This window comes from Dechloromonas denitrificans, assembly GCF_001551835.1.
Taxonomy (GTDB): Bacteria; Pseudomonadota; Gammaproteobacteria; order Burkholderiales; family Rhodocyclaceae; genus Azonexus; species Azonexus denitrificans.
On sequence record NZ_LODL01000021.1, the window covers coordinates 401153 to 423486 of the forward strand.

General features: G+C 60.6%; 24 protein-coding genes and 1 tRNA gene. 11 read left to right on the top strand and 14 right to left on the bottom strand.

What is annotated here, in order from left to right; translation table 11 throughout:
* Positions 1-8 precede the first annotated feature (8 nt).
* The 4 genes from leuC to aroC are packed head-to-tail and all read right to left on the bottom strand — an operon-like array spanning position 9 to position 4093.
* Positions 9-1415, bottom strand: a complete 1407-nt coding sequence (leuC, locus tag AT959_RS12970) for a 3-isopropylmalate dehydratase large subunit (protein ID WP_066883732.1) — start codon at positions 1413-1415, stop codon at positions 9-11.
* Positions 1416-1445: 30 nt separating this feature from the next.
* Positions 1446-2633, bottom strand: coding sequence for an MFS transporter (locus AT959_RS12975; RefSeq protein WP_066883734.1), 1188 nt, complete (start codon positions 2631-2633; stop codon positions 1446-1448).
* Between the two features lie 40 nt (positions 2634-2673).
* Complete coding sequence (locus AT959_RS12980; protein WP_066883737.1) at positions 2674-2940, bottom strand: HP1242/YdcH family protein; 267 nt, start codon at positions 2938-2940, stop codon at positions 2674-2676.
* 52 nt (positions 2941-2992) lie between these two features.
* Positions 2993-4093, bottom strand: a complete 1101-nt coding sequence (gene aroC / locus AT959_RS12985; RefSeq protein ID WP_066883740.1) for a chorismate synthase — start codon at positions 4091-4093, stop codon at positions 2993-2995.
* Between the two features lie 37 nt (positions 4094-4130).
* On the opposite strand from aroC, the gene AT959_RS21195 reads away from it, so the two are divergent.
* A complete protein-coding gene (locus AT959_RS21195; RefSeq protein ID WP_157651301.1) occupies positions 4131-4289 on the top strand; it encodes a hypothetical protein in 159 nt (52 codons plus the stop codon).
* A 59-nt stretch (positions 4290-4348) separates the two neighbouring features.
* Here AT959_RS21195 and AT959_RS12990 read toward each other — a convergent pair whose 3' ends face one another.
* The gene (locus AT959_RS12990; protein ID WP_066883742.1) at positions 4349-4795 is read right to left on the bottom strand and encodes a CBS domain-containing protein; all 447 of its coding nucleotides are present in this window, start codon (positions 4793-4795) and stop codon (positions 4349-4351) included.
* A 273-nt stretch (positions 4796-5068) separates the two neighbouring features.
* On the opposite strand from AT959_RS12990, the gene AT959_RS12995 reads away from it, so the two are divergent.
* The gene (locus AT959_RS12995; RefSeq protein ID WP_066884413.1) at positions 5069-5374 is read left to right on the top strand and encodes a helix-turn-helix domain-containing protein; all 306 of its coding nucleotides are present in this window, start codon (positions 5069-5071) and stop codon (positions 5372-5374) included.
* Between the two features lie 39 nt (positions 5375-5413).
* On the opposite strand, the gene AT959_RS13000 is transcribed toward AT959_RS12995, so the two are convergent.
* The gene (locus AT959_RS13000; protein WP_066883744.1) at positions 5414-6250 is read right to left on the bottom strand and encodes a radical SAM protein; all 837 of its coding nucleotides are present in this window, start codon (positions 6248-6250) and stop codon (positions 5414-5416) included.
* 44 nt (positions 6251-6294) lie between these two features.
* Here AT959_RS13000 and queD point away from each other — a divergent pair, with 44 nt between their 5' ends.
* From queD to AT959_RS13020, 4 genes are all read left to right on the top strand, one after another.
* Entirely contained in the window at positions 6295-6747 is a 453-nt protein-coding gene (queD, locus tag AT959_RS13005) for a 6-carboxytetrahydropterin synthase QueD (protein ID WP_066883746.1), read from the top strand.
* A 71-nt stretch (positions 6748-6818) separates the two neighbouring features.
* The gene (locus AT959_RS13010; RefSeq protein WP_066883748.1) at positions 6819-7652 is read left to right on the top strand and encodes a phosphate/phosphite/phosphonate ABC transporter substrate-binding protein; all 834 of its coding nucleotides are present in this window, start codon (positions 6819-6821) and stop codon (positions 7650-7652) included.
* Positions 7649-10429, top strand: a complete 2781-nt coding sequence (locus AT959_RS13015) for an EAL domain-containing protein (protein WP_066883750.1) — start codon at positions 7649-7651, stop codon at positions 10427-10429. The genes AT959_RS13010 and AT959_RS13015 overlap by 4 nt, the downstream gene beginning before the upstream one ends.
* Positions 10396-11538 (top strand): patatin-like phospholipase family protein, encoded by a 1143-nt coding sequence (locus AT959_RS13020; RefSeq protein ID WP_088178976.1) that lies wholly within the window; start codon positions 10396-10398, stop codon positions 11536-11538. The genes AT959_RS13015 and AT959_RS13020 overlap by 34 nt, the downstream gene beginning before the upstream one ends.
* A 6-nt stretch (positions 11539-11544) precedes the next feature.
* Here AT959_RS13020 and AT959_RS13025 read toward each other — a convergent pair.
* Positions 11545-11632, bottom strand: a tRNA-Ser gene (locus AT959_RS13025).
* 185 nt (positions 11633-11817) lie between these two features.
* Here AT959_RS13025 and AT959_RS13030 point away from each other — a divergent pair.
* The gene (locus AT959_RS13030) at positions 11818-12510 is read left to right on the top strand and encodes a Bax inhibitor-1/YccA family protein (RefSeq protein ID WP_066883752.1); all 693 of its coding nucleotides are present in this window, start codon (positions 11818-11820) and stop codon (positions 12508-12510) included.
* A gap of 62 nt (positions 12511-12572) precedes the next feature.
* Here the strand turns inward: AT959_RS13030 and rlmD are convergent, their stop codons facing one another.
* Entirely contained in the window at positions 12573-13871 is a 1299-nt protein-coding gene (gene rlmD, locus AT959_RS13035; protein WP_066883754.1) for a 23S rRNA (uracil(1939)-C(5))-methyltransferase RlmD, read from the bottom strand.
* A 50-nt stretch (positions 13872-13921) separates the two neighbouring features.
* Here rlmD and AT959_RS13040 point away from each other — a divergent pair, with 50 nt between their 5' ends.
* Together AT959_RS13040 and AT959_RS13045 are read left to right on the top strand one after the other, a co-directional pair.
* Entirely contained in the window at positions 13922-14401 is a 480-nt protein-coding gene (locus AT959_RS13040) for a DUF7931 domain-containing protein (RefSeq protein WP_066883755.1), read from the top strand.
* A gap of 145 nt (positions 14402-14546) precedes the next feature.
* Positions 14547-14798 carry a hypothetical protein gene (locus AT959_RS13045; RefSeq protein ID WP_066883756.1) on the top strand — a complete coding sequence of 84 codons (252 nt, stop codon included), beginning with the start codon at positions 14547-14549 and terminating at the stop codon, positions 14796-14798.
* 59 nt (positions 14799-14857) lie between these two features.
* Here the strand turns inward: AT959_RS13045 and AT959_RS13050 are convergent, their stop codons facing one another.
* From AT959_RS13050 to AT959_RS13070, 5 genes are all read right to left on the bottom strand, one after another.
* Positions 14858-15625 (bottom strand): MBL fold metallo-hydrolase, encoded by a 768-nt coding sequence (locus tag AT959_RS13050; RefSeq protein ID WP_240481831.1) that lies wholly within the window; start codon positions 15623-15625, stop codon positions 14858-14860.
* Positions 15622-16752: an outer membrane protein assembly factor BamC gene (gene bamC / locus AT959_RS13055; protein WP_066883758.1), complete on the bottom strand. Its 1131-nt coding sequence runs from the start codon at positions 16750-16752 to the stop codon at positions 15622-15624. The genes AT959_RS13050 and bamC overlap by 4 nt, the downstream gene beginning before the upstream one ends.
* A 15-nt stretch (positions 16753-16767) precedes the next feature.
* A complete protein-coding gene (dapA, locus tag AT959_RS13060; RefSeq protein WP_066884418.1) occupies positions 16768-17646 on the bottom strand; it encodes a 4-hydroxy-tetrahydrodipicolinate synthase in 879 nt (292 codons plus the stop codon).
* Positions 17647-17724: 78 nt separating this feature from the next.
* Positions 17725-18702: a tRNA lysidine(34) synthetase TilS gene (gene tilS / locus AT959_RS13065; RefSeq protein ID WP_083518394.1), complete on the bottom strand. Its 978-nt coding sequence runs from the start codon at positions 18700-18702 to the stop codon at positions 17725-17727.
* The gene (locus AT959_RS13070) at positions 18671-19639 is read right to left on the bottom strand and encodes an acetyl-CoA carboxylase carboxyltransferase subunit alpha (RefSeq protein ID WP_066883761.1); all 969 of its coding nucleotides are present in this window, start codon (positions 19637-19639) and stop codon (positions 18671-18673) included. Before AT959_RS13070 ends, tilS begins: the two co-directional genes overlap by 32 nt.
* Positions 19640-19815: 176 nt before the next feature.
* Here AT959_RS13070 and AT959_RS13075 point away from each other — a divergent pair, with 176 nt between their 5' ends.
* Complete coding sequence (locus tag AT959_RS13075) at positions 19816-20979, top strand: EAL and HDOD domain-containing protein (protein WP_066883763.1); 1164 nt, start codon at positions 19816-19818, stop codon at positions 20977-20979.
* A 34-nt stretch (positions 20980-21013) separates the two neighbouring features.
* On the opposite strand, the gene AT959_RS13080 is transcribed toward AT959_RS13075, so the two are convergent.
* The gene (locus AT959_RS13080; protein ID WP_066883765.1) at positions 21014-21655 is read right to left on the bottom strand and encodes an MBL fold metallo-hydrolase; all 642 of its coding nucleotides are present in this window, start codon (positions 21653-21655) and stop codon (positions 21014-21016) included.
* Positions 21656-21778: 123 nt separating this feature from the next.
* Between AT959_RS13080 and AT959_RS20565 the strand changes: the two genes are divergently transcribed.
* Positions 21779-22334, top strand: a 556-nt coding sequence (locus tag AT959_RS20565; protein WP_157651318.1) for an HDOD domain-containing protein, incomplete at its 3' end; no start/stop codon positions are given.

The following is a 22334-nucleotide window of genomic DNA, read 5'->3' on the forward strand; positions in this document are numbered from 1 at the left end:
TCCGCTCCTCAGAGAACTTCACGCACGTCGGCGAAACGACCGGCGATGGCCGCCGCTGCAGCCATGGCCGGGCTGACCAGATGGGTGCGACCACCCGGCCCCTGGCGCCCTTCGAAATTCCGGTTGGAGGTCGAGGCACAGCGCTCGCCCGGCTCCAGACGGTCGGCATTCATCGCCAGACACATCGAACAGCCCGGCTCGCGCCACTCGAAACCGGCGGCAATGAACACTTTGTCCAGCCCCTCAGCCTCGGCCTGACGCTTGACCAGCCCCGAGCCCGGCACCGCCAGCGCCAGCTTGACGTTGGCAGCGACGTGACGGCCTTTCAGCACCGAGGCGGCTTCGCGCAGATCCTCGATCCGGGAATTGGTGCAGGAACCAATGAACACCTTGTCGATGGCGATGTTCTGGATCGGCGTATTCGGATTCAGGCCCATGTATTGCAGCGCCCGCTCCATGCCTTCCCGCTTGACCGGATCGCTTTCCTTGGCCGGATCGGGCACCGCGGCACCAACCGCGACCACCATTTCTGGCGACGTCCCCCAGGTGACCTGCGGCTGGATGGCCTCGGCCTGCAGCGTGACAACACGGTCGAACCGTGCACCAGCATCGGAATGCAGCGTGCGCCAGTATTCGACGGCGCGCTCCCAGACCTCACCCTTGGGCGAGAACGGACGGTCTTTCAAATAATTGATCGTGGTGTCGTCGACCGCAACAAAGCCCATCCGGGCGCCACCTTCGATCGCCATGTTGCACAGCGTCATGCGACCTTCCATGCTCAGGCTACGGATCGCGCTGCCGCCGAACTCGATGGCGTAGCCGGTGCCGCCGGCCGTGCCGATGGTGCCGATGATGGCCAGCGCCACGTCCTTGGCGGTAACGCCCTTGCCGAGCTTGCCGTCGACGGCGATCAGCATGGTCTTCGATTTCTTTTGCAGCAGACACTGCGTCGCCAGCACGTGCTCAACCTCGGAGGTACCGATGCCATGCGCCAGGCAGGCAAAAGCGCCGTGCGTCGAGGTGTGCGAATCGCCGCAGACAACAGTCATGCCGGGCAGCGTCGCGCCGTTCTCCGGACCGACGACATGGAGAATACCCATGCGCGGATCCTTGAACGGGAAATAGGCTAGGGCGCCGACTTCGCGGATATTGGCATCGAGCGTCTCGACCTGCTGGCGCGAGATCGGATCCTTGATCCCCTCGTCCCAGTGGTCGGTCGGCGTATTGTGGTCCGGCGTCGAAACGATGGACGAAACACGCCACGGCTTGCGGCCGGCGAGCTTGAGGCCTTCGAAAGCCTGCGGGCTGGTCACTTCGTGCACCAGGTGACGATCGATATAGAGCAAAGCCGTGCCATCCGCTTCCTGATGGACAACATGGTTTTCCCAGAGCTTGTCGTAGAGTGTCTTCGGCATGGAACTAAATTAGGGCCGTAAAGCGTCGAATTATTGCACAGGATCGCTGGTTTTTGCCCTTGCCGGGGCGTCGACCGCAGCGCTCCCGCCAACCCAACCCCAGATCAGGACAAAGCCGAGCAAGGCGAAGCCGGCCCCCAGGCTGAATGTCCAGCCGGCACCGAGCGGCTCCCAGATCCAGCCGCTGATCAGCGCCCCGAGCAGACCACCGGCCCCAAAAGAAAGACTGGAATAAAGTGCCTGGCCGCGCGCCTGCGCACGCCCCGGAAACCACTGATTGACGGCAGCGATAGCCGAGGCGTGATAGGCGCCGAAAGTCAGGCCATGCAGCAACTGCACCAGCACCATGATGGCCACCGATTCGACACCCCAGCCCATCATCAGAAAGCGGACAACCGCGGCGGCAAAGCTGGCCAGCAGAATGGCGCGCAGCGAAAAACGCAGCGTCAGCCGGTTCATCAGCATGAAGACCAGGATCTCGGCCAGCACGCCCAACGACCACAGGCCACCGACCTCGGTCTTGCTGTAGCCATGCCCGGCCAGATGAATCGAGTAGAAGACGTAGAAGGCGCCATGCGCCGCCGACATCATGAAACAGGCGCTCATCAATGCCTTGACCCGCGGCTGGCGGAGGATCGCACCGATCGACAGGCCATTCCTGGGATGTTCAACCGGCGGCGCTTCCGGCAAGACCAGGGCCAGCCCAAGAATACCGACGAGAATACCGGTACAGACCCACAACACGCCCGCCGGCGGGGCCAGATCGAGCAAGCCGCCGGTGCCCATTACTGCCAGGATGAAACCGACCGATCCCCACAGCCGAATCCGGCTGTAACGCCCGCGCTCTTCGCACAGATGGTCAAAGGTCAGCGTTTCAACCAGAGGCAGCGCCGCACTCCAGAAGAAGGCCAGGACCGCCATGGCCAGCAACATGCCCGGCAAGCGGTCGAGCCAGTAGAAAGCCAGGAAACCGGCCAAGCCGAAGGCTGCCGCCAGACGGATGATCGCCATGCGCCGGCCGAAGCGGTCGGCCAGCCAGCCCCACAAATTGGGGCCGAACAGACGCATCAACTGCATTTGCGACATCAGCAGACCGATGTCCCAGGCAGAAAAATTCAGCGACTGGAGATAAAGCCCGAAATAGGGCGAAAACGCGCCAATGAAGGCGAAATAGAAAAAGTAGTAGCCCGAGAGGCGCCAGTAGGGCAATGCATGCATCCGGTAATTCTACCGGATGCATCCTTGGGCCAAGGCGCGATCAGGCCTTGATCGACTGCTGGCCGGCGCGATAGGCCAGCAGCATGTGGTAGAGCTCGTCCTTGAGCTTGACCCGTTGTTTCTTCATGTCTTCGATGGTGAAGTCGGCCACCGGCATGTCGTTTTCCTCGAGGTCTTCGACGCGCCCGGTCAGCCGGTGGTAAATCGAAAACAACTTGGCGAAATGCGCGTTGCCCGTTTTCAAGGCATGAATGGCATCGTCCAGTTCCGGGAACTCGTGATGAAGGTCGTGATGTTCGACTTGCATAGTACTCTCCCTGATACAAAGCCCCGCCGAAAGGCGGCTAAAACCAGCAATCTTAAGCGATTACACCGGGAATGCGCGGCGTCTGGCAAACCACGTCGCCGCATTGCGCCCGATGGCGCAAGGCGTGATCGATCAGGACCAGCGCCAGCATCGCTTCGGCAATCGGTGTCGCCCGGATGCCGACACAAGGATCATGCCGCCCCTGCGTCGCCACCTCGATGGCATTCCCTTGCGCATCGACCGAATGACGCGGCTGGGCAATCGACGAAGTCGGCTTGATCGCCATGTTGACGACGATTTCCTGTCCGCTCGAAATTCCACCGAGAACGCCGCCGGCATGGTTGCTGGCAAAGCCCTGCGGCGTCATTTCGTCGCCATGTTCGCTCCCTTTTTGGGCGACCGAGGCGAAGCCGGCGCCAATCTCGACCCCCTTGACGGCATTGATCCCCATCATCGCATAGGCGATGTCGGCATCCAGCCGGTCAAAAACCGGCTCGCCCCAGCCCGGCGGAACGCCGGTGGCGGTGACGGTGATCTTGGCGCCAACCGAATCCAGCGACTTGCGCAAGGCGTCCATATAGTCTTCAAGCTGCGGCACGATCGCGGCGTTCGGTGCGAAGAAGGCGTTGCCGTCGATCTCGTCGGCCGAGACAAAGGGAATTTCGATCGGTCCCAAGGCGCTCATCCAGCCTCGAATCAAGACACCGTAACGCTCCTGCAGCCACTTGCGGGCAATCGCCCCGGCCGCGACGCGAACCGCCGTTTCACGGGCCGACGAACGACCGCCACCGCGATAGTCGCGGAAACCGTATTTCTGGGTATAGGTGTAGTCGGCGTGCCCGGGGCGGAAGGTATCGGCGATATTGCCGTAATCCTTGCTGCGCTGATCCTGATTGCGAATCAGCAGACTAATCGGCGTCCCGGTGGTTTTGCCTTCGAAGACGCCGGAGAGAATCTCGACGGTATCCGGCTCGCGGCGCTGCGTCACATGACGCGAAGTACCGGGCTTGCGGCGATCCAGTTCGGCCTGAATATCGGCCTCGCAAAGCGCCAGCCCGGGCGGGCAACCATCGACGACGCAACCAATGGCCGGACCATGGGATTCGCCAAAGGAAGTAACGGTAAATAGCGTGCCAAAAGTATTGCCTGACATGGGGAGGGACGGTCTAATATGGAATCAGGAGTTTACCATGCCAAGCAAAAAGCCCCCGCCCGGCACGTCGACCGCAGGCAAGCGCTCAACGCAGCCGCAACCGGGAAAAACCACGCCACCCACCGCCATCAACACGCTCCGGCAAGCCGATAACCGCTGGCAGCGCACCAAGCGCTACGGCTGGGACAGCCGCTAAGCGGTTAACACGAACATGAAAAAGGCGACCGTAGCCGCCTGTTTCATCGCCCAAGTCGATCAGACCTGCGGCTCGTCCGGCCAGTTCTTGATGTAGCTTTTCAGCATCTTGTTCTCGAAGCTCTGCTCTTCAAGAACCGCCTTGGCGACGTCGAGGAAGGAAATGACGCCCATCAGGGTATCGCCGTCGAGCACCGGTAGATAGCGCGAGTGTTTTTCGATCATCAGGTAACGCAGGTCGTTGACCTCCATCTCGGGGAAGGCGGTCACCGGCTCGCAGACCATGACTTCGCCGACGCTGAGCGCCTCCGGGCTGGCCTTATGCTGCTTCAGAGCCTGCATGACTTCGCGAAAAGTCAGCATGCCGGCCATCTTGCCGCCGGCCATGACCACCAGCGAACCAACGTCAAGTTCAGCCATCGTATCAATGGCGGAGGCCAGAGATTGTTGTGGCGTAGCGGTGTACAACGTAGCGCCCTTGACGCGAAGGATCTCTCGCACCTGCATTGAAGTCTCCTGAACAGAGGTTTTATTCGTCAGAAGATCTTAGAACATCGGCCCGGTTTCGGGAAGAGCAATCCTCAAAACCCAGCCTGCAGCACCGCTTTGACGGATCAACCCCATGATAATTATGGTTTTCTATCGGCGCAGTTAAAAATATTTATGGCATTTGCACTTGCGGAACGTCATAAGCAGCTATACACTAAGTCATATTACCTAAGTCATACATCGCTAGGATGCTTGGGTACCCATAGAACACTAGCGTATGGAGATTGGATGATGACTACTGTTAAAACCATCGAGAAAATCGACGCCCGCGAAATCCGTCGCAAACTCGGGCTCAACCAGCAACAATTCTGGTCCACGCTGGGCGTGACCCAAAGCGGTGGCTCCCGTTACGAAAGCGGCCGCAACATGCCGAAGCCGGTGCGCGAACTGCTGCGCCTGGTGCACGTTGAACAAATCGACATCAAGTCGATCAAGCGTGAAGACTGGGATGTCGTCGAGTATCTGAAGTCGCAGGAACCGGAACTGTTCAAGTCCCTGAAGAAGTCGGCCCGCAGCCGCACCAAAAAGGCCGCCTGAATATTGGCCTGAAATCGCGGTCGACCGGAGCAACGGGCATTACGGGGAAACGCTGACCCGAATGCCCGTTTTTTTATGGATCTCGTCGGCAAACGCCGACAGTTCTTCTGCCGGCAGGCGGGTCAGCCGCGACGCGGCGGGCTGCATCGAAGGCCGCGCCAGTCCGTAGAGATGAATGCCAGCCAGCCGGCTGGCCAATGGCTTCAACAGTTCACAGTAGGCCTTGCGCGCCGCAGCCGATGGCGTCTCGCCATTGAGGGCAAACCAGCAGGTCTGCACCCAGGTCGGCGCCAAGCCGGCACACAGTTCAAGATTGCGGAATACGCGCTCCGCCACCAGGGAAACACCATTCACCTCGGCCGCAGCAGTTGGATCGACCCGGTCGATCTTGAACCAGACCTCACCGCCGAACTCGCCAAGCTGCCGAATCCCGGCCTGCACTTCGACACGGTGCAGCAAGCTGCCGTTGGTGATCAGGCGAACGGGCAACTTGCCGAGCAGCTCGAAACGCGCCAGCACCTTGCCCACCCGCGCCACCGCTTCGGCAAATTCGGGGGCACTGGTCGGCTCGCCATTGCCGGAGAAGGCGACATCCATCAAGCGACGCGCCTCCGGCGGCACCTGGCGCTGCATGAAATCACCGTGCACCGCATCGGCCAGAAAGCCGCTCAACTCCTGCTCCAGGCCATCGAGATCGATCGGTGGCGGACCACCTCGCGTCAGATTCTCGACCTGGCAATAGACACAGGCCCAGTTACAGGCATTGTTGGTATTGAGATTGATGCCGACCGATACCCCGCCGGCACGGCGCGACACGACCGGATAAACGTAGCGCAGGCCGGCACTATCCCGGCGATGATCATCTGTGGAGAGCATGCTGCATTGTATAATCCGCGACCGCCTTGCAGAGCAATCCACCCATGTTTATCACCCGCCGCCTCGAGTTTGATGCCGGGCATCGCATTCCCGACCACAAGAGCCAGTGCCGCCACCTGCACGGGCACCGCTACGTCATCGAAATCACCCTTTCCGGCCAGGTCATCGACAAGGCAGGCGATGCCGCAAACGGCATGGTGATGGATTTCTCGCAGGTCAAGCATCTGGCCAAGCAGCATCTGGTCGATGAGTGGGACCATGCCTTTCTCGCCTTTGCCGGCGACTCGGCGATCGTCGATTTCCTGAACTCGCTGCCCGATCATAAAACCGTCATTCTCGACCGCGTTCCGACCGCCGAGAATCTGGCCCGCATTGCATTTGATCGCCTGGATGCCGTTTACCGCGACACTTACGGCAATCACCTGCAACTCGAACAAGTCCGCCTTTACGAAACGCCCAACTGCTGGGCCGATGCACTGCGCGCCAAGCTGGATTGAGCATCGAAACATCCTCCCCTATACTGGCCGGACAACAACGACAGCATTAAACCGGCAAAAGGGGGAGATCCATGAAAGCGATGCGTCCGTACTGGCTGGCAATCGCCCTCTGGTTAGGCTTGGCAAGTCACCTGCACGCCCAGCCCGAAGCCCTGCGCATCGGCATCATTCCGTATCTGACGCCGAACGTACTGATCTCGCTGTTTCAGCCCCTGCGTCTGCAACTTGAAAAAGACCTGGGCCGCCCGGTCGAACTCTACACCGCGCCCGATGTTCGAACTTTTGCCCGGCGCACCCTGAAGCCCGACTTCGACATCGTCATCACCGCCGCCCACCAGGCGCGACTGGCTCAGATCGAAGGCGGCTACCTGCCGATTGCCCGCTTCACCGGACCACTGCATGCGGCAGTCGTCGTCAACAAGAACTCGAGCGCCCAGAACCTGGCCGACCTCAAAGGCCGGCGGGTCGCCGTCACCGACCGCTCCATCCTGGTCAATATCGCCATGAGTCGGCTGTTTGCCGAGCAGGGCATCAACGAGAAAGACCTCCACTACCTGCCGGTCAACTCGCAAAATACCGGCATTTTGACCGTCGCCCGCGGCGATGCCGATGCGGCGATCATCGCCCACTTTACGCTCGACCAGAGCCCGGCCGAACAGCGCGACGCGGTGCGCAGCATCTTTCGCTCCGCGGTTTTACCCAATGTCACCCTACTCGCCAGCCCGGTGCTCGATGCCAGCCGGCGCGAGCAGATCAGGAAATCACTGCTCCAGTTCCCCAAAACCGTCGACGGCGCCAAATTCCTCGAGACCAGTCGTTTCCAGGGCATCGAAGCTGCGGATGAGGCTTTCATGAAGGGCCTCGACCTCTACCTTAAAGAAACCCGCAGGCAACTCGACCTATGAAGCCGATCTCCGGCATGTCAATGCGCTGGAAACTGGTTCTGACCAGCGTTCTGGTTGAAGTCATCATGCTCGCGATGTTGGTCTGGAACGGACTGCGCCTGATGGATGACACCCTGCAACAACAGGTTGAACTGCGCCTGCAGGAAGTCTCGGTGCTGCTCAACGCCTCCATCGCCTCCGCCATGGCCACCCAGGACTACGCCCCGATCGCCGACGTCTTCAGTCAAAGCCGGCGCCGGGACGGCATCCAGTACTTTGTCCTGAGCGACACCCGTGGCAAGCCCCTGCTCGCCGACGGCTGGGATATCAACACCCCGCCGCCGGCTGCCGAAACGCAAATCCCCCTATCCTCCAGGCAACCGCTAATCAGCACCCAGATTCCGATCACCCTGTCCGGCCAGGTCTATGGCCAACTGCACTTCGGCATTTCCACCCAGGCCATCCTCGAAGCACGGCAGCATCTGATCCGGCAGAGTCTGACCATCGCCGCACTTGAAATCATCCTTTCGATACTGCTGCTCTCGGCCCTGGCCATCTGGCTGACCCGTCACCTGATGCAACTGCGCCGGGCCAGCGAAGCGGTCGGTCGGGGCAATTACAAGGTCATGCTGAACATTGAGTCCGGCGACGAGGTTGGCCAACTGGCCTCCACCTTCAACCAGATGACCCAGCAGATCGATCAACAGCTCAAAGCCCTGCGCGACTCGGAACTCCGTTTCCGCAGCCTGTTGAACCTGTCGACCGACCTCTACTGGGAACAGGACAGCGTGTTTCGCTTTACCGAACGTCGCTCCGGTCGCCTGAGCAACGAATCGCAACACATCGCCAAATGGCTGCACGGCAAACGGCGCTGGGAGCTTGATACAACGCTCAGCCCGGAAGAATGGGCGGCCCATCGCGCCCAACTCGAAGCCCATCAGGTTTTCCGCAGCTTCGAATACGGGGTCAGGCTGCCCGATGGCAGCTTGCGCTTCCTGCAAATTCATGGCGAACCCTTTTTCGGCAGCGACGGGCATTTTTCCGGCTATCGCGGCACGGCGGTAGACATCACGCAGCGCAAGAATGCCGAGGCCTCGCTGCATCTGGCTGCCAGCGTCTTTGCCGAGGCCCACGAAGGGATCATCATCACCGACCAGAACTGGCAGATCATCGACCTCAATCCGATGGCCTGCGAGTTGACCGGTTACGGCCGCAGCGAAGCACTGGGCAACGATTTGCGTCGCCACTTTGTCGGCGAAGCCAACAACAACTTCAATCAGGATGCCGCCCGCGTCCTTGCCGAGCGAGGTCACTGGCGTGGCGAAGCCCTTGGCCAGCGCAAAGGCGGTGAGCCTTTCCCGCAACTGCTTACCGTCAGCGCCGTGCGCAACCCGGCGGGCGATATTGGTAACTATATTTTCATTTTTTCCGACATCACCGCCCTCAAGGAACAGCAGTCGAAACTGGAAGCACTGGCCCATTACGACTCGCTGACCAAACTACCGAACCGCGTCCTGCTCGCCGACCGCATGTCGCAAGGAATTCATCAGGCCAAGCGCACCGGCGAGCTACTCGCCGTTGCCTATCTCGACCTCGATGGCTTCAAGCCGATCAACGACACCCTTGGTCACGATGCCGGCGATCAATTGTTGATGGAAGTCGCCGAACGACTGCGTTGCGCAGTGCGCGCCAGCGATACCGTGGCCCGGCTCGGCGGCGATGAATTCGCCCTGCTGCTGCGCGCCGAAGACTTTGGCGAATGCGAAGCCGCCCTGCTCCGCGTCCTCAGCACGCTGTCCAGCGAATACACCATCAAGAAGCAGAGCGTGTCGATTTCCGCCAGTATCGGTGTCACCCTTTTCCCCAACGACACGGCCGACCCCGACCTTTTGCTGCGCCATGCGGATCAGGCGATGTATGTCGCCAAACAGGCCGGCCGCAACCGTTATCATTTCTTCGATGCCGACCTAGACAGCAAGTTGCGCTCGAGGAACACCCGGATTTCACGCATCCAGAGCGCGCTCGAGGCCGGCGAGTTCGTGCTGCATTACCAACCCAAGGTCGACATGTCTTGCGGCCGGGTCACCGGCGCCGAAGCCCTGATTCGCTGGCAACACCCGGAACAAGGACTGCTCCCGCCCGCCGAGTTCCTGCCCTTGGTCGAAGACACCGAATTCGCCATCCCGCTCGGCGAATGGGTAATCAACACCGCATTAAGCCAGATGGCCCGCTGGCGCGCTCAAGGACTCAGCCTCCCGGTCAGCGTCAATATCGCCGCGCGCCAGCTGCAGGCTCCGGGATTCCCCTCCCGCCTGCGCCAACTGCTCAGCGAACACGCGGCAGTGCCTTCGGCCTGGCTGGAACTGGAAATCGTCGAAACCGCAGCCCTCGACGACATTCAGTATGTCAGCAGCGTGATCAATGACTGCCTTGAAACCGGCGTCTCATTTGCCCTCGATGACTTTGGCACCGGCTATTCATCCCTCACCTATTTCAAACGTTTGCCGGCGCATACGCTAAAAATCGATCGTTCCTTCATTCGCGACATGCTCTCCGACCCGGAAGATCTCGCCATCGTCCAAGGCGTCATCGGGCTGGCCCGCACCTTCCAGCGCGAAATCATTGCCGAAGGGGTTGAAACGGTGGCCCATGGCGCCCGCTTGCTGCAACTGGGCTGCCGCCTTGGGCAAGGCTACGGTATTGCCCGCCCGATGCCCGCCGCAGACCTGCCGGCCTGGGTCAATAACTTCAAGGCGGATCAATCATGGACCTTGGCGGCCACATGCGAACCGGCCTGATCCTGACCGGTGGCGGCGCCCGCGCCGCATATCAGGTCGGCTTCCTACTCGCCGTCGCCAAGCTTTCCCACAACCACCGGCGCAACCCCTTCCCCATCCTCTGTGGCACCTCGGCCGGCGCCATCAACGCGACGGGCATTGCCTGTCTGGCCGACAACTTTGGCAAGGCCGTCGCCATCCTGGCCGGGGTCTGGCGAAACATGCGGGCCAGCGACATCTACCGGGCCGACGCGGTCGGTATCGGCATTTCCGGCGCCCGCTGGATGTCCACCCTGGCCCTCGGCTGGCTGCTCCGCAACCCGCCCCGCTCGCTACTCGACAACGCCCCGCTGCGCGAACTGCTCAGCCGGAACCTGGATTTCAAAGGCATCGAGCGCGCCATCGCCAAAGGCGCCTTGCACGCCCTCAGCATCTCCGCCTCCGGCTACGAATCCGGTGAGAGCATCAGCTTCTTTCAGGCACACCCCTCGGCCGAACCCTGGCAGCGCGTCCACCGCCTCGGCATTCGCGCCGAAATCGGCGTAGACCATCTGCTGGCTTCGAGCGCCATTCCTTTCATATTTCCGGCCACCCGTATCCACCGGGAATTCTTTGGCGACGGCTCAATGCGCCAACTGGCCCCGATTTCGCCGGCCATTCACCTCGGTGCCGAGCGCATTCTGATCGTTGGCGCCAGCCAGGCCAACGAACATCAGGAGCGACGCCGCGTCGAAACGCATCCCTCGCTCGCCCAGATCGCCGGCCACGCCCTTTCCAGCATCTTTCTTGACGGCCTGGCGGTCGATATCGAGCGCCTGCAACGCATCAACCAGACACTATCGGCCATCCCCCCGGAAATGCGAACTGCCGCCGGCATTCCCTTGCGCCCGATCAAGACATTGATCATTTCGCCTTCCGAACGACTGGATAAAATCGCCGCCGAACACGCGACCGCGTTGCCGAGACCGGTAAAGCTGCTACTGACAGGATTGGGGGCAATGAATCGCCGGGGCGGCGCGTTAACGAGCTATTTGCTCTTCGAGAAACCGTTTACCCGGGCACTGATCGACCTGGGTTACGCCGACACCATGGCGCGCGCCGAAGAAGTCGGCTGTTTTCTCGATCTTTAGAAGTTCTGGCGGGTCCGGTGAGATTCGAACTCACGATGGGTTTCCCCACGCCGGTTTTCAAGACCGGTGCATTCAACCGCTCTGCCACAGACCCGCTGTACTAGCTTCAACATATTTCACGGCCGGCGCAATCAAACACGCTGCCCGGCCCCGAGAGGCGCGCATGATAGCACAGGAGACCGCGTCGAGCATTCGAGGCGCCACACGCCCTGCATTGAAACTTTAGCCCGCCTCCGTTAGTCTTAGATACTGTTGAAACACCATAGGGAAAGACTCCGCATGAACAACAACTTCGAAATTTCCAGCCAGGGCTCTTCCGGGTTCGCACTGCAGCAGAACCGCATTTTGCGTAACACCTACATGCTGCTCGCACTATCGATGGTGCCGACAATCATTGGCGCCCTCATTGGCATCCAGATTCAGTTCAGCTTCATGGCGGGCAGCCCGTTCATTGCCTTCCTGCTCTTCTTGGGTATTGCCTTCGGCTTCATGTGGGGAATCGAGAAGAACAAGAACAATGGCTTGGGCGTCGCCTTGCTGCTCGGCTTTACTTTCTTCATGGGCCTGATGCTGTCGCGCATTCTTCAGGTTGCCCTCGGTTTCTCCAACGGCGGCTCAATGATCGCCCTTGCCGCAGGTGGCACCGGCGCCATTTTCCTCACGCTGTCGACCGTAGCCACCGTCAGCAAGCGCGACTTCAGCGGCTTGGGCAAATTCCTGTTTGTCGGCATGATCATTGTGCTGCTGGCAGCCGTTGCCAATATCTTCTTCCAGATTCCCGCGCTGTCGCTGACCATCGCAGCGGCCGTCGTGATGATTTTTTCGGCTTACATCCTGTATGACATCAGCCGTATCGTGCAAGGTGGCGAAACGAACTACGTCAGTGCGACCCTTGCGGTCTACCTCGATATTTACAACGTTTTCGTCAGCCTGCTGCAACTGATCATGGCCTTCACGGGCGAACGCGACTAAGCCTGACCGACAACAACAAGAAGGGCGGCCCGAGCCGCCCTTCTTTCGTTTACGCAGCCTGTTTATACGCGCTCGAAAACGGCAATCGATTCGACATGCGAGGTGTGCGGGAACATATTGACCGCGCCGGCCGCAACGAACCGATAGCCTTTGCTCGTCACCAAAACTGCGGCATCGCGGGCCAGGGTCGCCGGATTGCACGAGACATAGACGATACGACGCGGGCCATCCGGCCCGATGGCTCTGACCAGTTCGAGCGCTCCTTCGCGCGGCGGGTCAATCAGCATCTTGTCAAAATGCCCGAGTGCCGCCAGCGATGCCTCACTGCACTCGAAAAGGTTGGCCAACCCAAACTCGACGAACTCCGCCAGGCCATTGGATAGCGCACTCTCCCGTCCCCGCTTGACCAAGGTCTCGCTCCCTTCGATGCCGACGACACTGGCTCCGGAACGAGCAATCGGCAGGGTAAAGTTCCCCAGCCCGCAGAACATGTCGGCAATTCGCTCAACTGGCCGGGGATCAAGGAGGCGCAGTGCTCGCCTCATGAGAACCCGGTTCACCGCATGATTGACCTGGGTAAAGTCGGTTGGACGAAAGTCCAGTTCCAGATCGAACTCTGGCAAGGTGTAGGACAGGCGCGGCCCGGGTAGCGGGTAGAAGCGATAGGCGGTATCCGGCCCCTTGGGTTGCAGATAAAACACCACATTGTGACGATCGGCAAAATCCCGCAGCAACTGCTCATCCTTGGCCTTGAGCGGCTCGAGAATGCGCAGCAGCAGCGCGGTACACCGTTCGCCGACGGCAAAATCCAGTTGCGGCACGCGCTCGGCAATCGACAGCGAAGCGATCAGGTCACGCAGCGGCATCAGCAAGGCCGAAACATGGGGCGGCAGAATTGCACAAGACTGAATGTCGGCAATGTAACTGCTCCGCCATTCGTGGAAACCGATCAGCACGCCGCCCTTTTGGGCCAGTTTGCGCACGGCGAGTCGAGCCCGGTGCCGATAACCCCAGGGCTCGCCGTGAATCGGTGGCAGGATGCTGTCCGGCCGGACGCGACCGATATGCCACAGGCTATCCTCGAGAACGCGCTGCTTGGCCGCCACCTGGGCAGACGGCTCCATATGCTGCATGGCGCAACCGCCGCAGACCCCAAAATGCGGGCAACGTGGCTCGACGCGAGCCGTGGACGGCCGCAGGACGCTGACCAGATGCGCCAACTCGTAGCTTGGTTTTCTCCGGAAACTGGCGTACTCGACAGTTTCACCTGGCAGGGCACTGTCGACAAAAACAGTTTTACCTTCCAGGCGGGTAATGCCCCTCGCCTCATGATCCAGCGATTCGATAATCCCGATCGGCACGGTCAACTCCGAAAAAGCGCGAATTCTATCAATCGGTTAGACTATGCGCCATGGCCCGAGAACTGATCACTTCCTGGAACGATTATCAGGCAGCAATTGACCGCCTGCTGGCGATGGCTAGTCAAAAGATCTGCATTTACGACGAAGACCTCAGTCAATTACGACTGGACTCCGCCAGCCGCCTGCCGCATTTGCAGCGGCTGCTAAAAACAGCCGTGAGCGAACAATCCCTGATGGTCGCGGTCCGCAACGCCGAACCCTTACGCCAGAAAAACCCACTGTTGATGGCGCTGCTCAGTAGCCACAATCACCGCTTTGCAATGCAACAAACGCCACCTCAGCTTGCCCACTTGCGTGACGCGATGATCCTCGTCGATGACAAGCACGCCCTGATCCGCTTCGAGCGCGACCAACCTCGCAGCAAGCTGCTGATTGACGAAAGCATAGAACTAAACCCCTACCGCGCCCGCTTTCAGGAAATATGGGACGAAGGTGGAGAAGCAATCAGCAATACGGTACTGGGACTTTAAGCACGGCAGAAATAAGCGTGTGCCATACTGCGGTGCACCAAGCACGACCCCAAGCAATTAAAAAATTGATATAATTGCAGGCTGATTGGGTCGCTCCTGATCTCAAAATTTAGCTTTTACTGCCTCTTATCGATAAGGAAATTTCATGACTAAGTCCATTCTCGTTGCTGCTCTGCTCGCCGTTGCCCTGACCGCTTGCGGCAAGAAGGAAGAACCGGCTGCTGCCGCTCCGGCTCCGGCCCCGGTTGCCGCTCCGGCTGCTGAAGCCAAGCCGGCTGAAGCCGCTGCTCCGGCTGCAGCCCCGGCCGCCGAAGCCGCCAAGCCGGCTGAAGCCGCTGCTCCGGCTGCCGCTCCGGCCGCTGAAGCCGCCAAGCCGGCCGAAGAAGCCAAGAAGTAATCTTTCTTGCTTCAATGAAAACGGGGCCTTGGCCCCGTTTTTTATTGCCTTTTTTCCAGTCAGTTCAAGCAACGCCAGCCGAAACCCGTATCCGACCTAGCCACGCCGATCCATGCCTCGGCACAGCCAAGGACGCCGGCAATTGCCGCCGTGACCAGTTCCGGTAAATTGTTTCGTTCGCTGAGATGCGCCGCCACCAGATGCTGCAGGCGCGAACAATCGATACTGCCCAGTAGTTCTGCCGCCACAGAATTTTCCAGATGCCCGTAACGGCTCGCGATCCGACGCTTGAGCGAAGCTGGATAGATCGACTGGGCAAGCATCCGGGCATCATGATTGCACTCAAGCACCAGACCGTCACAGGCCGAAAGCATTTCGCGGATATGCGGCGTCACCTCGCCGGCATCCGTCAGCACGCCCAAGCGGCGAATGGCGCCGGAAAAGACATACTGTACGGGCTCATGGGCATCGTGCGGAACAGGAAACGGCTGAACCTCAAGCTCGCCGATGGACAGCGCGTGATGGCTGTCGATGATGCGCAGGTCCAAGCCGACATGACTTTCACCCGTCGCCACCCAAGTGCCATGGGTCAGCCAGACTGGCACGGCATATTTGCGGGCAAAACGAAAAACGCCGCCAACATGGTCACCATGTTCGTGCGTCACCAGAATACCGGTAATGCACCCAGGTGAGCGCTCCAGCCGCTGCAGGCGGGTTGCGGTCTCGCGCAACCCGAAACCGCAATCGAGCATCAAACAGGTGGAACCTCGCTCGACTAGCAGTGCATTACCTGCACTACCGCTACCGAGCGAGGCAAAGCGGATCACTGCAACTGCTGATAGAGCAAGCCGAGAATTTTCTTGGCAGTCTCGGACTTGTCGGTACCACCTTCACTGGTCAGCACCTTGACGGTGCTCTGGGCCCCAGCATCACTAACGTGAATGCGGTACTGCACCTTGGAACTAGCCAGCGGCTCGCTGCTCTTCCAGAAGGTGAGCTTCGACAGGAATCCCTGATCCTTCTTACCGCTGTTGTCAGCCTCGGGATCGACATAGCGCACGAAGTACAGACCACGCGAGCGGTCACGGTCTTCGACGGTGAAGCCGACGCGATCCAGGGCCAAGCCAACCCGACGCCAGGCACGGTCGAAACGCTCATAGACTTCGAGTGTGCCGGCACCATCGTCGCTCTTCGCCAGGTTGGCGCGAGGCTCCGCCTTGGCTGTGGCGACAGATGCTTCCGCCCGCTTTTCTTCAGAACCCAGACGGACCATCAGGCGACGCAGCATCTCCGCCTCAAGCTCGGGGTCCGGCTGCCGTGGCTGCCAGCGCGTATCTTCCTTGGAGGAGGAGGTGTACACCTCTTCCATACCGCGATGGCTGATGAAAACATCGGTCGTACCGGGCTCGGCACCGGGTTCAAAACGGGTCCGGAACTTGTCGCGCTCGCCGGTTGAGTACAGCGAATCAAGCAGCTTACCGATCGTGTTACGGATAATGTCGTCGCCGATCTTGGCACGATTTTCGGCCCAGTCGGTTTCCATCACGCCGGCATCCGGACGTTCGACGCTGATGATGAAACCGGTTTCCTGCCAGAAGTCCTTGACGGTATCCCAGAGTTTGTCAGCGGGGAGCGCAACGGCCAGCCAGCGCTGGTTGCCGGAGCGCTCGACACGGACCTTATCGACCTGCGGCAGGACCGTCGAATTCTGTGCCTGGGCAGCCGGGGTCCGATCTGCGCTATAGGCCGAGAAAGTGGCACTACCCTTGCCAGCAGCATCCGGCACCAGGAAACGGTCGTCGCGGGCAACCTGCGATAGATCGGGCGGAACCTCCAGCGTCGGCGCCTTGGTGGCAGATTTGTATTCGATCTTGCGTGTATCGGGAAGCATGCTGCAGCCAGCCAGGGAGATGGCCAGCAGCGAGAGAGTTAGGCCGGAAAGCCGACGATTCATGGTTACTGCGCTCCGTCAGGCAATGAGACCGGCCTGGCGCAGGGCAGCTAGCACGCGCGGCTGGTTGGCTTCGGACAGGGTGGTCAGCGGCAGGCGAATACCATTGGGCATCAAGCCCAGCTTATGTACTGCCCATTTGACCGGAATTGGATTGGCTTCGCAGAACAGGTCGCGATGCAAGCCAAGTAGCTTGAAATGGATCTCGCGAGCCCGAGCGATGTTGCCGGCGGCGGCCGCGACGCACATTTCGTGCATCAGGCGCGGCGCGACATTGGCCGTCACCGAAATATCGCCATGGAAGCCGAGGCTGATCGTCGCCACGGCCGTCATGTCGTCACCGGTATACAGCGCGAAATCCTTCGGCGCCCGCGCGATCAGATCACAGGCCCGGTCGATGCTGCCCGTTGCGTCCTTGACACCGACGATACCCGACACTTCGGCGAGGCGCAGAATGGTGTCGTTCGACATGTCGGCAACCGTGCGGCCCGGCACGTTATAAAGCAGCACCGGCAGTTCGACCGCTTCGGCAATTGCCTTGAAGTGGCGATAGAGACCTTCCTGCGTCGGCTTGTTGTAGTAAGGCACCACCGACAGGGCCATGTCGGCCCCGGCCTTCTTGGCGAACTCGGTCAGTTCGATGGCCTCGGCCGTCGAATTGGCACCGGTGCCGGCAATCACCGGAATCCGGCCGGCGGCATGATCAACCGTAACCCGGATCAACTCGCAGTGCTCTTCGACATTGACCGTCGGCGACTCACCCGTCGTCCCGACAATTACGATCCCGTCCGTACCCTCGCGCACATGGAAATCGACGAGATTGCGCAGGGAGTTCAAATCGAGGCTGCCATCCTCGTGCATGGGCGTGACGATGGCGACAATGGATCCAGTAATCATGGCCTTGTTAACAAGAAAATAATCCATCGATTGTAACTGAAGGGCTCCGGGAGCGGATAGCTGGCAGGTAACAGATTGTTATTTTTGCGCCAGCCAGTGCACACGGCCCTGCGCGATTCGCAGACAGCCCTCGGGCAACTGCAGCTCGGGATGACGATCGGGTGCCGCGGTCAGCAACTGACGGGCAAACTCTTCGAGACGCGAGGCCACGGGCGTCCGCCAGCCCAATTCGCGCAAACGATAACGCAGCAGGTTTTTCAGGCGCGGCAAGGAGAGCCCACGCAGGGCGTGCAAAGAGGCAGTTTGGCCACCACTTTCCTGGACTTTTTGCCAGTCGACCGCAGCAAGTTCTGCCAGCAGTTGATCGGTTTCGCCAAAGTGGCTGGCCGCCAGCGCCAGCGAGGCTTCGGCCTGTGGAAAGCGGGCGCTCAGGCGGGGCAGGATTTCGTGGCGGAGAAAATTGCGCGAATATTGAAGATCAATATTGCTTTCGTCATCGATCCAGGCCAGGCCTTGCTGCCGTGCATAGTCTTCGATCTCCGCCCGACTGAACGCCAGTAACGGGCGTAGCAGACGGCGGGCGCCGAGCGGACGCTCGACCGGCATCCCGGCCGCACCGGCCACGCCGGCGCCGCGCAACAGATTGAATAATACGGTTTCAGCCTGATCGCCTTGGTGATGCGCCAGCAACAAGCTATCGGCATTGCAGTTGGCGAGCGCGGCATAGCGCGCCTGGCGCGCCGCGGCCTCCAGGCCCAGACCGCTTTGGCGATCGACCGCGACATGAGCAATGTCGAGCACCACCGCCAGGCGGCGGCAGTAATCGGCGCAAAAGGCAGCCCACTCGTCGGCGTTGGGCGACAAGCCATGATGAACATGAATAGCGCTGAGGCGAGCCCCCAGGCCCAGACGACTCAGCAGATGCAGCAGGACGACCGAGTCGCAACCGCCGGAAAGGCCGACGCAGATGCGCTCGGCCGGCGCCAGACGGGTGGCGATAAAATCGCCGACCCGACCGGGCAGATCAATTGACCGCTTGTTCCTTGTAGCGGCCATAGCTCATCAGCCGCTCGTAACGCGTCGCCAGCAACTCGGCCGTAGACAGGCCGGAAAGCTGCTTCAGCGCATCCTGCAAGGCCTTTTTCAGACTGTTGGCCATCGCCGTGTGATCGCGGTGCGCACCACCCAGCGGCTCGCTGACGATCTTGTCGATCAGGCCCAGAGTCTTCAGGCGCGGCGCCGTGATGCCCATCGTTTCGGCTGCTTCCGGCGCCTTCTCGGCACTTTTCCACAAAATGGAGGCACAACCTTCCGGCGAAATCACCGAGTAGGTGGAATATTGCAGCATCTGCACGATATCGCCGACCGCGATGGCCAGTGCGCCGCCTGAACCGCCTTCGCCGATGATGGTGACGATGACCGGCACCTTGAGTTCGGCCATCACGTACAGGTTGCGACCGATGGCTTCGGACTGGCCGCGCTCTTCGGCATCGATGCCGGGATAGGCGCCGGGCGTATCGACGAAGGTCAGCACCGGAATGCCGAACTTTTCGGCCAGTTTCATCAGGCGCAGCGCCTTGCGATAGCCCTCCGGGCGCGGCATGCCGAAATTACGATAGATCTTTTCCTTGGTGTCGCGGCCCTTCTGGTGGCCGATCACCATCACCGGCTGGCCATTGAAGCGGGCCAGACCGCCGACGATCGCATGGTCATCGGCAAAGGCACGATCGCCATGCAATTCTTCAAAATCGGTGAAGATCAGCGACAGATAGTCCAGCGTATAGGGACGCTGCGGATGGCGCGCCACCTGCGAAATCTGCCAGGAGGAAAGCTTGGCGTAGATATCCTTGGTCAGCTGCGCGCCTTTTTTCTCCAACCGTTCAATCTCTTCCGAGATATCGACAGCGGAATCATCCTGCACGAAGCGCAGCTCTTCGATCTTTGCTTCGAGGTCGGCAATGGACTGCTCGAAGTCGAGGAAACTTGTTTTCATGGACAGCTCGTTTTCTAGGTCGGCGGGTATTTTACCCTAAAGGTTGCCGGACCCAATTTTCGATAAGTCTGACACCAGGTGTCGAGTCCGGCGGTCAACGTCCCGAAAACGGCAAAAATGCGCAAGGCCCGAGATTTTGTTAACATCGCCGGCAACCAAAAACTAGAAAGTTTGCCATGTCCGCGAATGACCTGCTGTTCCTGCACCCCTTGCTCGGCGCGGACGACTCCTGGTCAGGCTACCTGGTCGAGACAGCACCGGATGCCAATCCGGAAAACGCCCTGGCCCAGCTCTGCCAACACCCGCTACTGCGTCAATTCGACCAGCGCCAGCCCTGGCTCTTGCCTGCCCTGCCCGGCGTCAGCCCACAATGTACGATCGAGACTGCAGTACATCTCTTTCCGGCCCGCGCAACGGAGGCTCAGGAGGCACTGGAAAAGGAATTGCGCCTCGCCAAGTGCAAGCTCGGCCTGTGCGCCGCGCCCGAAGAGCGGCTGCCGATGCCGGGAACCTGGGATTACCTGCTGATCGGCACCAGCCATGCCCGCACCCTGCGCCCATTCACGCTGGCCGGCATGTCGAGCCGGACCATCGTCGTCGCCACCGGCGTGCACAGCCCGGCCGACTACGCCTGGGCGCGCGACAACGCCTGCAGCCTGTCCACCTCGGAATTCCTGCTCAGCCGCGACCAGAAGGGCAAGAAGGCCGACATGACGCGCGTCAAGCTGCTCGAAATGCTCGCTCTGATTGCCGAAGATGCCGATACCGAAGCCATCGAGGAAATTTTCAAACAGGAACCAAAGCTCTCGTACAGCCTGCTCCGCCTGGTCAACTCCGCCGCCATTGCGCCGCGCAGCCCGATCACCAGCTTCTCGCAGGCGATCAACCTGCTCGGCCGCCGGCAGTTGCAACGCTGGTTGCAACTGCTGGTCTATGCCGATCCGAACAATGGCCAGCACCCCAATCCCTTGCTGCAAAAGGCTGCCGCCCGCGGCCGCCTGCTCGAACTGCTGGCGGCGAAACTGCACCCGGCACCAGCGGTCGACAATATTGAAGATGCGGCTTTCATGGTTGGCGTCTTCTCCTTGCTCGACGTCCTGCTCAATATGTCGATGACCGAGATTCTGCAGCAGTTGCCGCTCGCCCCGGCCGTACGCGATGCGCTGGCCGAATACGGCGGCGCGCTGGGCACCATGCTACGCGTCGTCGAAGCCGCCGAAAGCCGCGACCTGGCAGCAGCGGCCAAGCAGATGGCGGAGAGCAGCGTCGATGGCGAAAGCTACCTGAACGCCCAGCTGTCGGCCTTGAACTGGGCGGCAAAAATCCACCATACAGCCTGAGGCGGCGGCCGGGAGGCCCCCGCCCCGCGTCCCATCAGCCGAAACGGCCGCTCAGGAAAGGGTTGTAGCGGCGCTCTTCACCGAAGTCGGACATCGGCCCGTGGCCGGGGATGAAGGCCACCTCATCGCCGAGCGGGAATAACTGCTCCTTGATCGAGCGAATCAGCGTCTCGTGATCGCCTTTCGGAAAATCGGTGCGTCCGATCGAGCCCTGAAACAGCACGTCACCGACTTGCGCCAGATGGCTAGGGGCATGGTAGAAGACGACATGGCCCGGCGTGTGCCCCGGGCAATGCAGCACATCGAGTTCGACCTCGCCGAACTGCACCTTGTCACCGCCCTTCAACCAGCGCGTCGGTTCGAAGCTCTTGACGCTGGGGAAACCGAACATCTTGCTTTGCTGCGGCATGCCTTCGATCCAGAAACGGTCATCCTCGTGCGGCCCCTCGATCGGCACACCGCTGCGCTCGGCCAGTGCGGCGACGGCGCCGGCGTGGTCGATATGGCCGTGGGTGACGAGGATCTTGACCAGCGTCAGGTTCTCGTCGGCCAGCGCCTGCAGGATGCGCTCGACATCGCCACCGGGATCGATCACAACCGCCTGACGGGTTTTTTCGCACCAGAAAATGGTGCAGTTCTGCTCGAAAGGAGTAACCGGAACAATGGCGTAACGCATGGCAAAAACCGAAATGATTGAGTGACGGCGATTATCGCATGGCGGCGCCCTTGCCCGCCGTGGGCGGCCCCCTTACACTCAGGCGCTTGGAGAGACTGCTGCATATTCGAGGACGATAAAAACATGATCGACCACCCGCTGCCCGACATCGAAAGCTGGGTCCTGTTCTTCAACAACAATAGTCTGCCCGTGCTGCGCGTCACCAAGCGCCGACTCGACGAAATGCGCGACAACCTCGACCGCGTCGACGCCCGCGAACTGGCCCGCGTCATCCTGCAGGACCCGATCATGACGGTGCGCGTGCTGGCCTACATCCAGCCGATGCGTGGCCGCGCCCTGCAGCACGACATCACGACCATTGCCAGCGCGGTGATGATGGCCGGCATCGAACCCTTCTTCAATCGTTTCTCAGAGCTGCTGACCATCGAGGAGCAACTGCAGGGCGAGAACCGGCACGCCCTGCTCGGCATCCTGCAAATCATCCGTCGCGCCCAGCGGGCCGCCGACTACGCCCAGGAATGGGCTATCTGGCGCCACGACATCAACATGGAAGAGGTGCGCATCGCTGCCCTGCTGCACGATCTGGCTGAAATTCTCGTCTGGTGTTCAGCCCCGAAACTCGGTCTCGACATTCTCGCCCGGCAACAAGCCCAACCGACGCTGCGCAGTGCCGATGCGC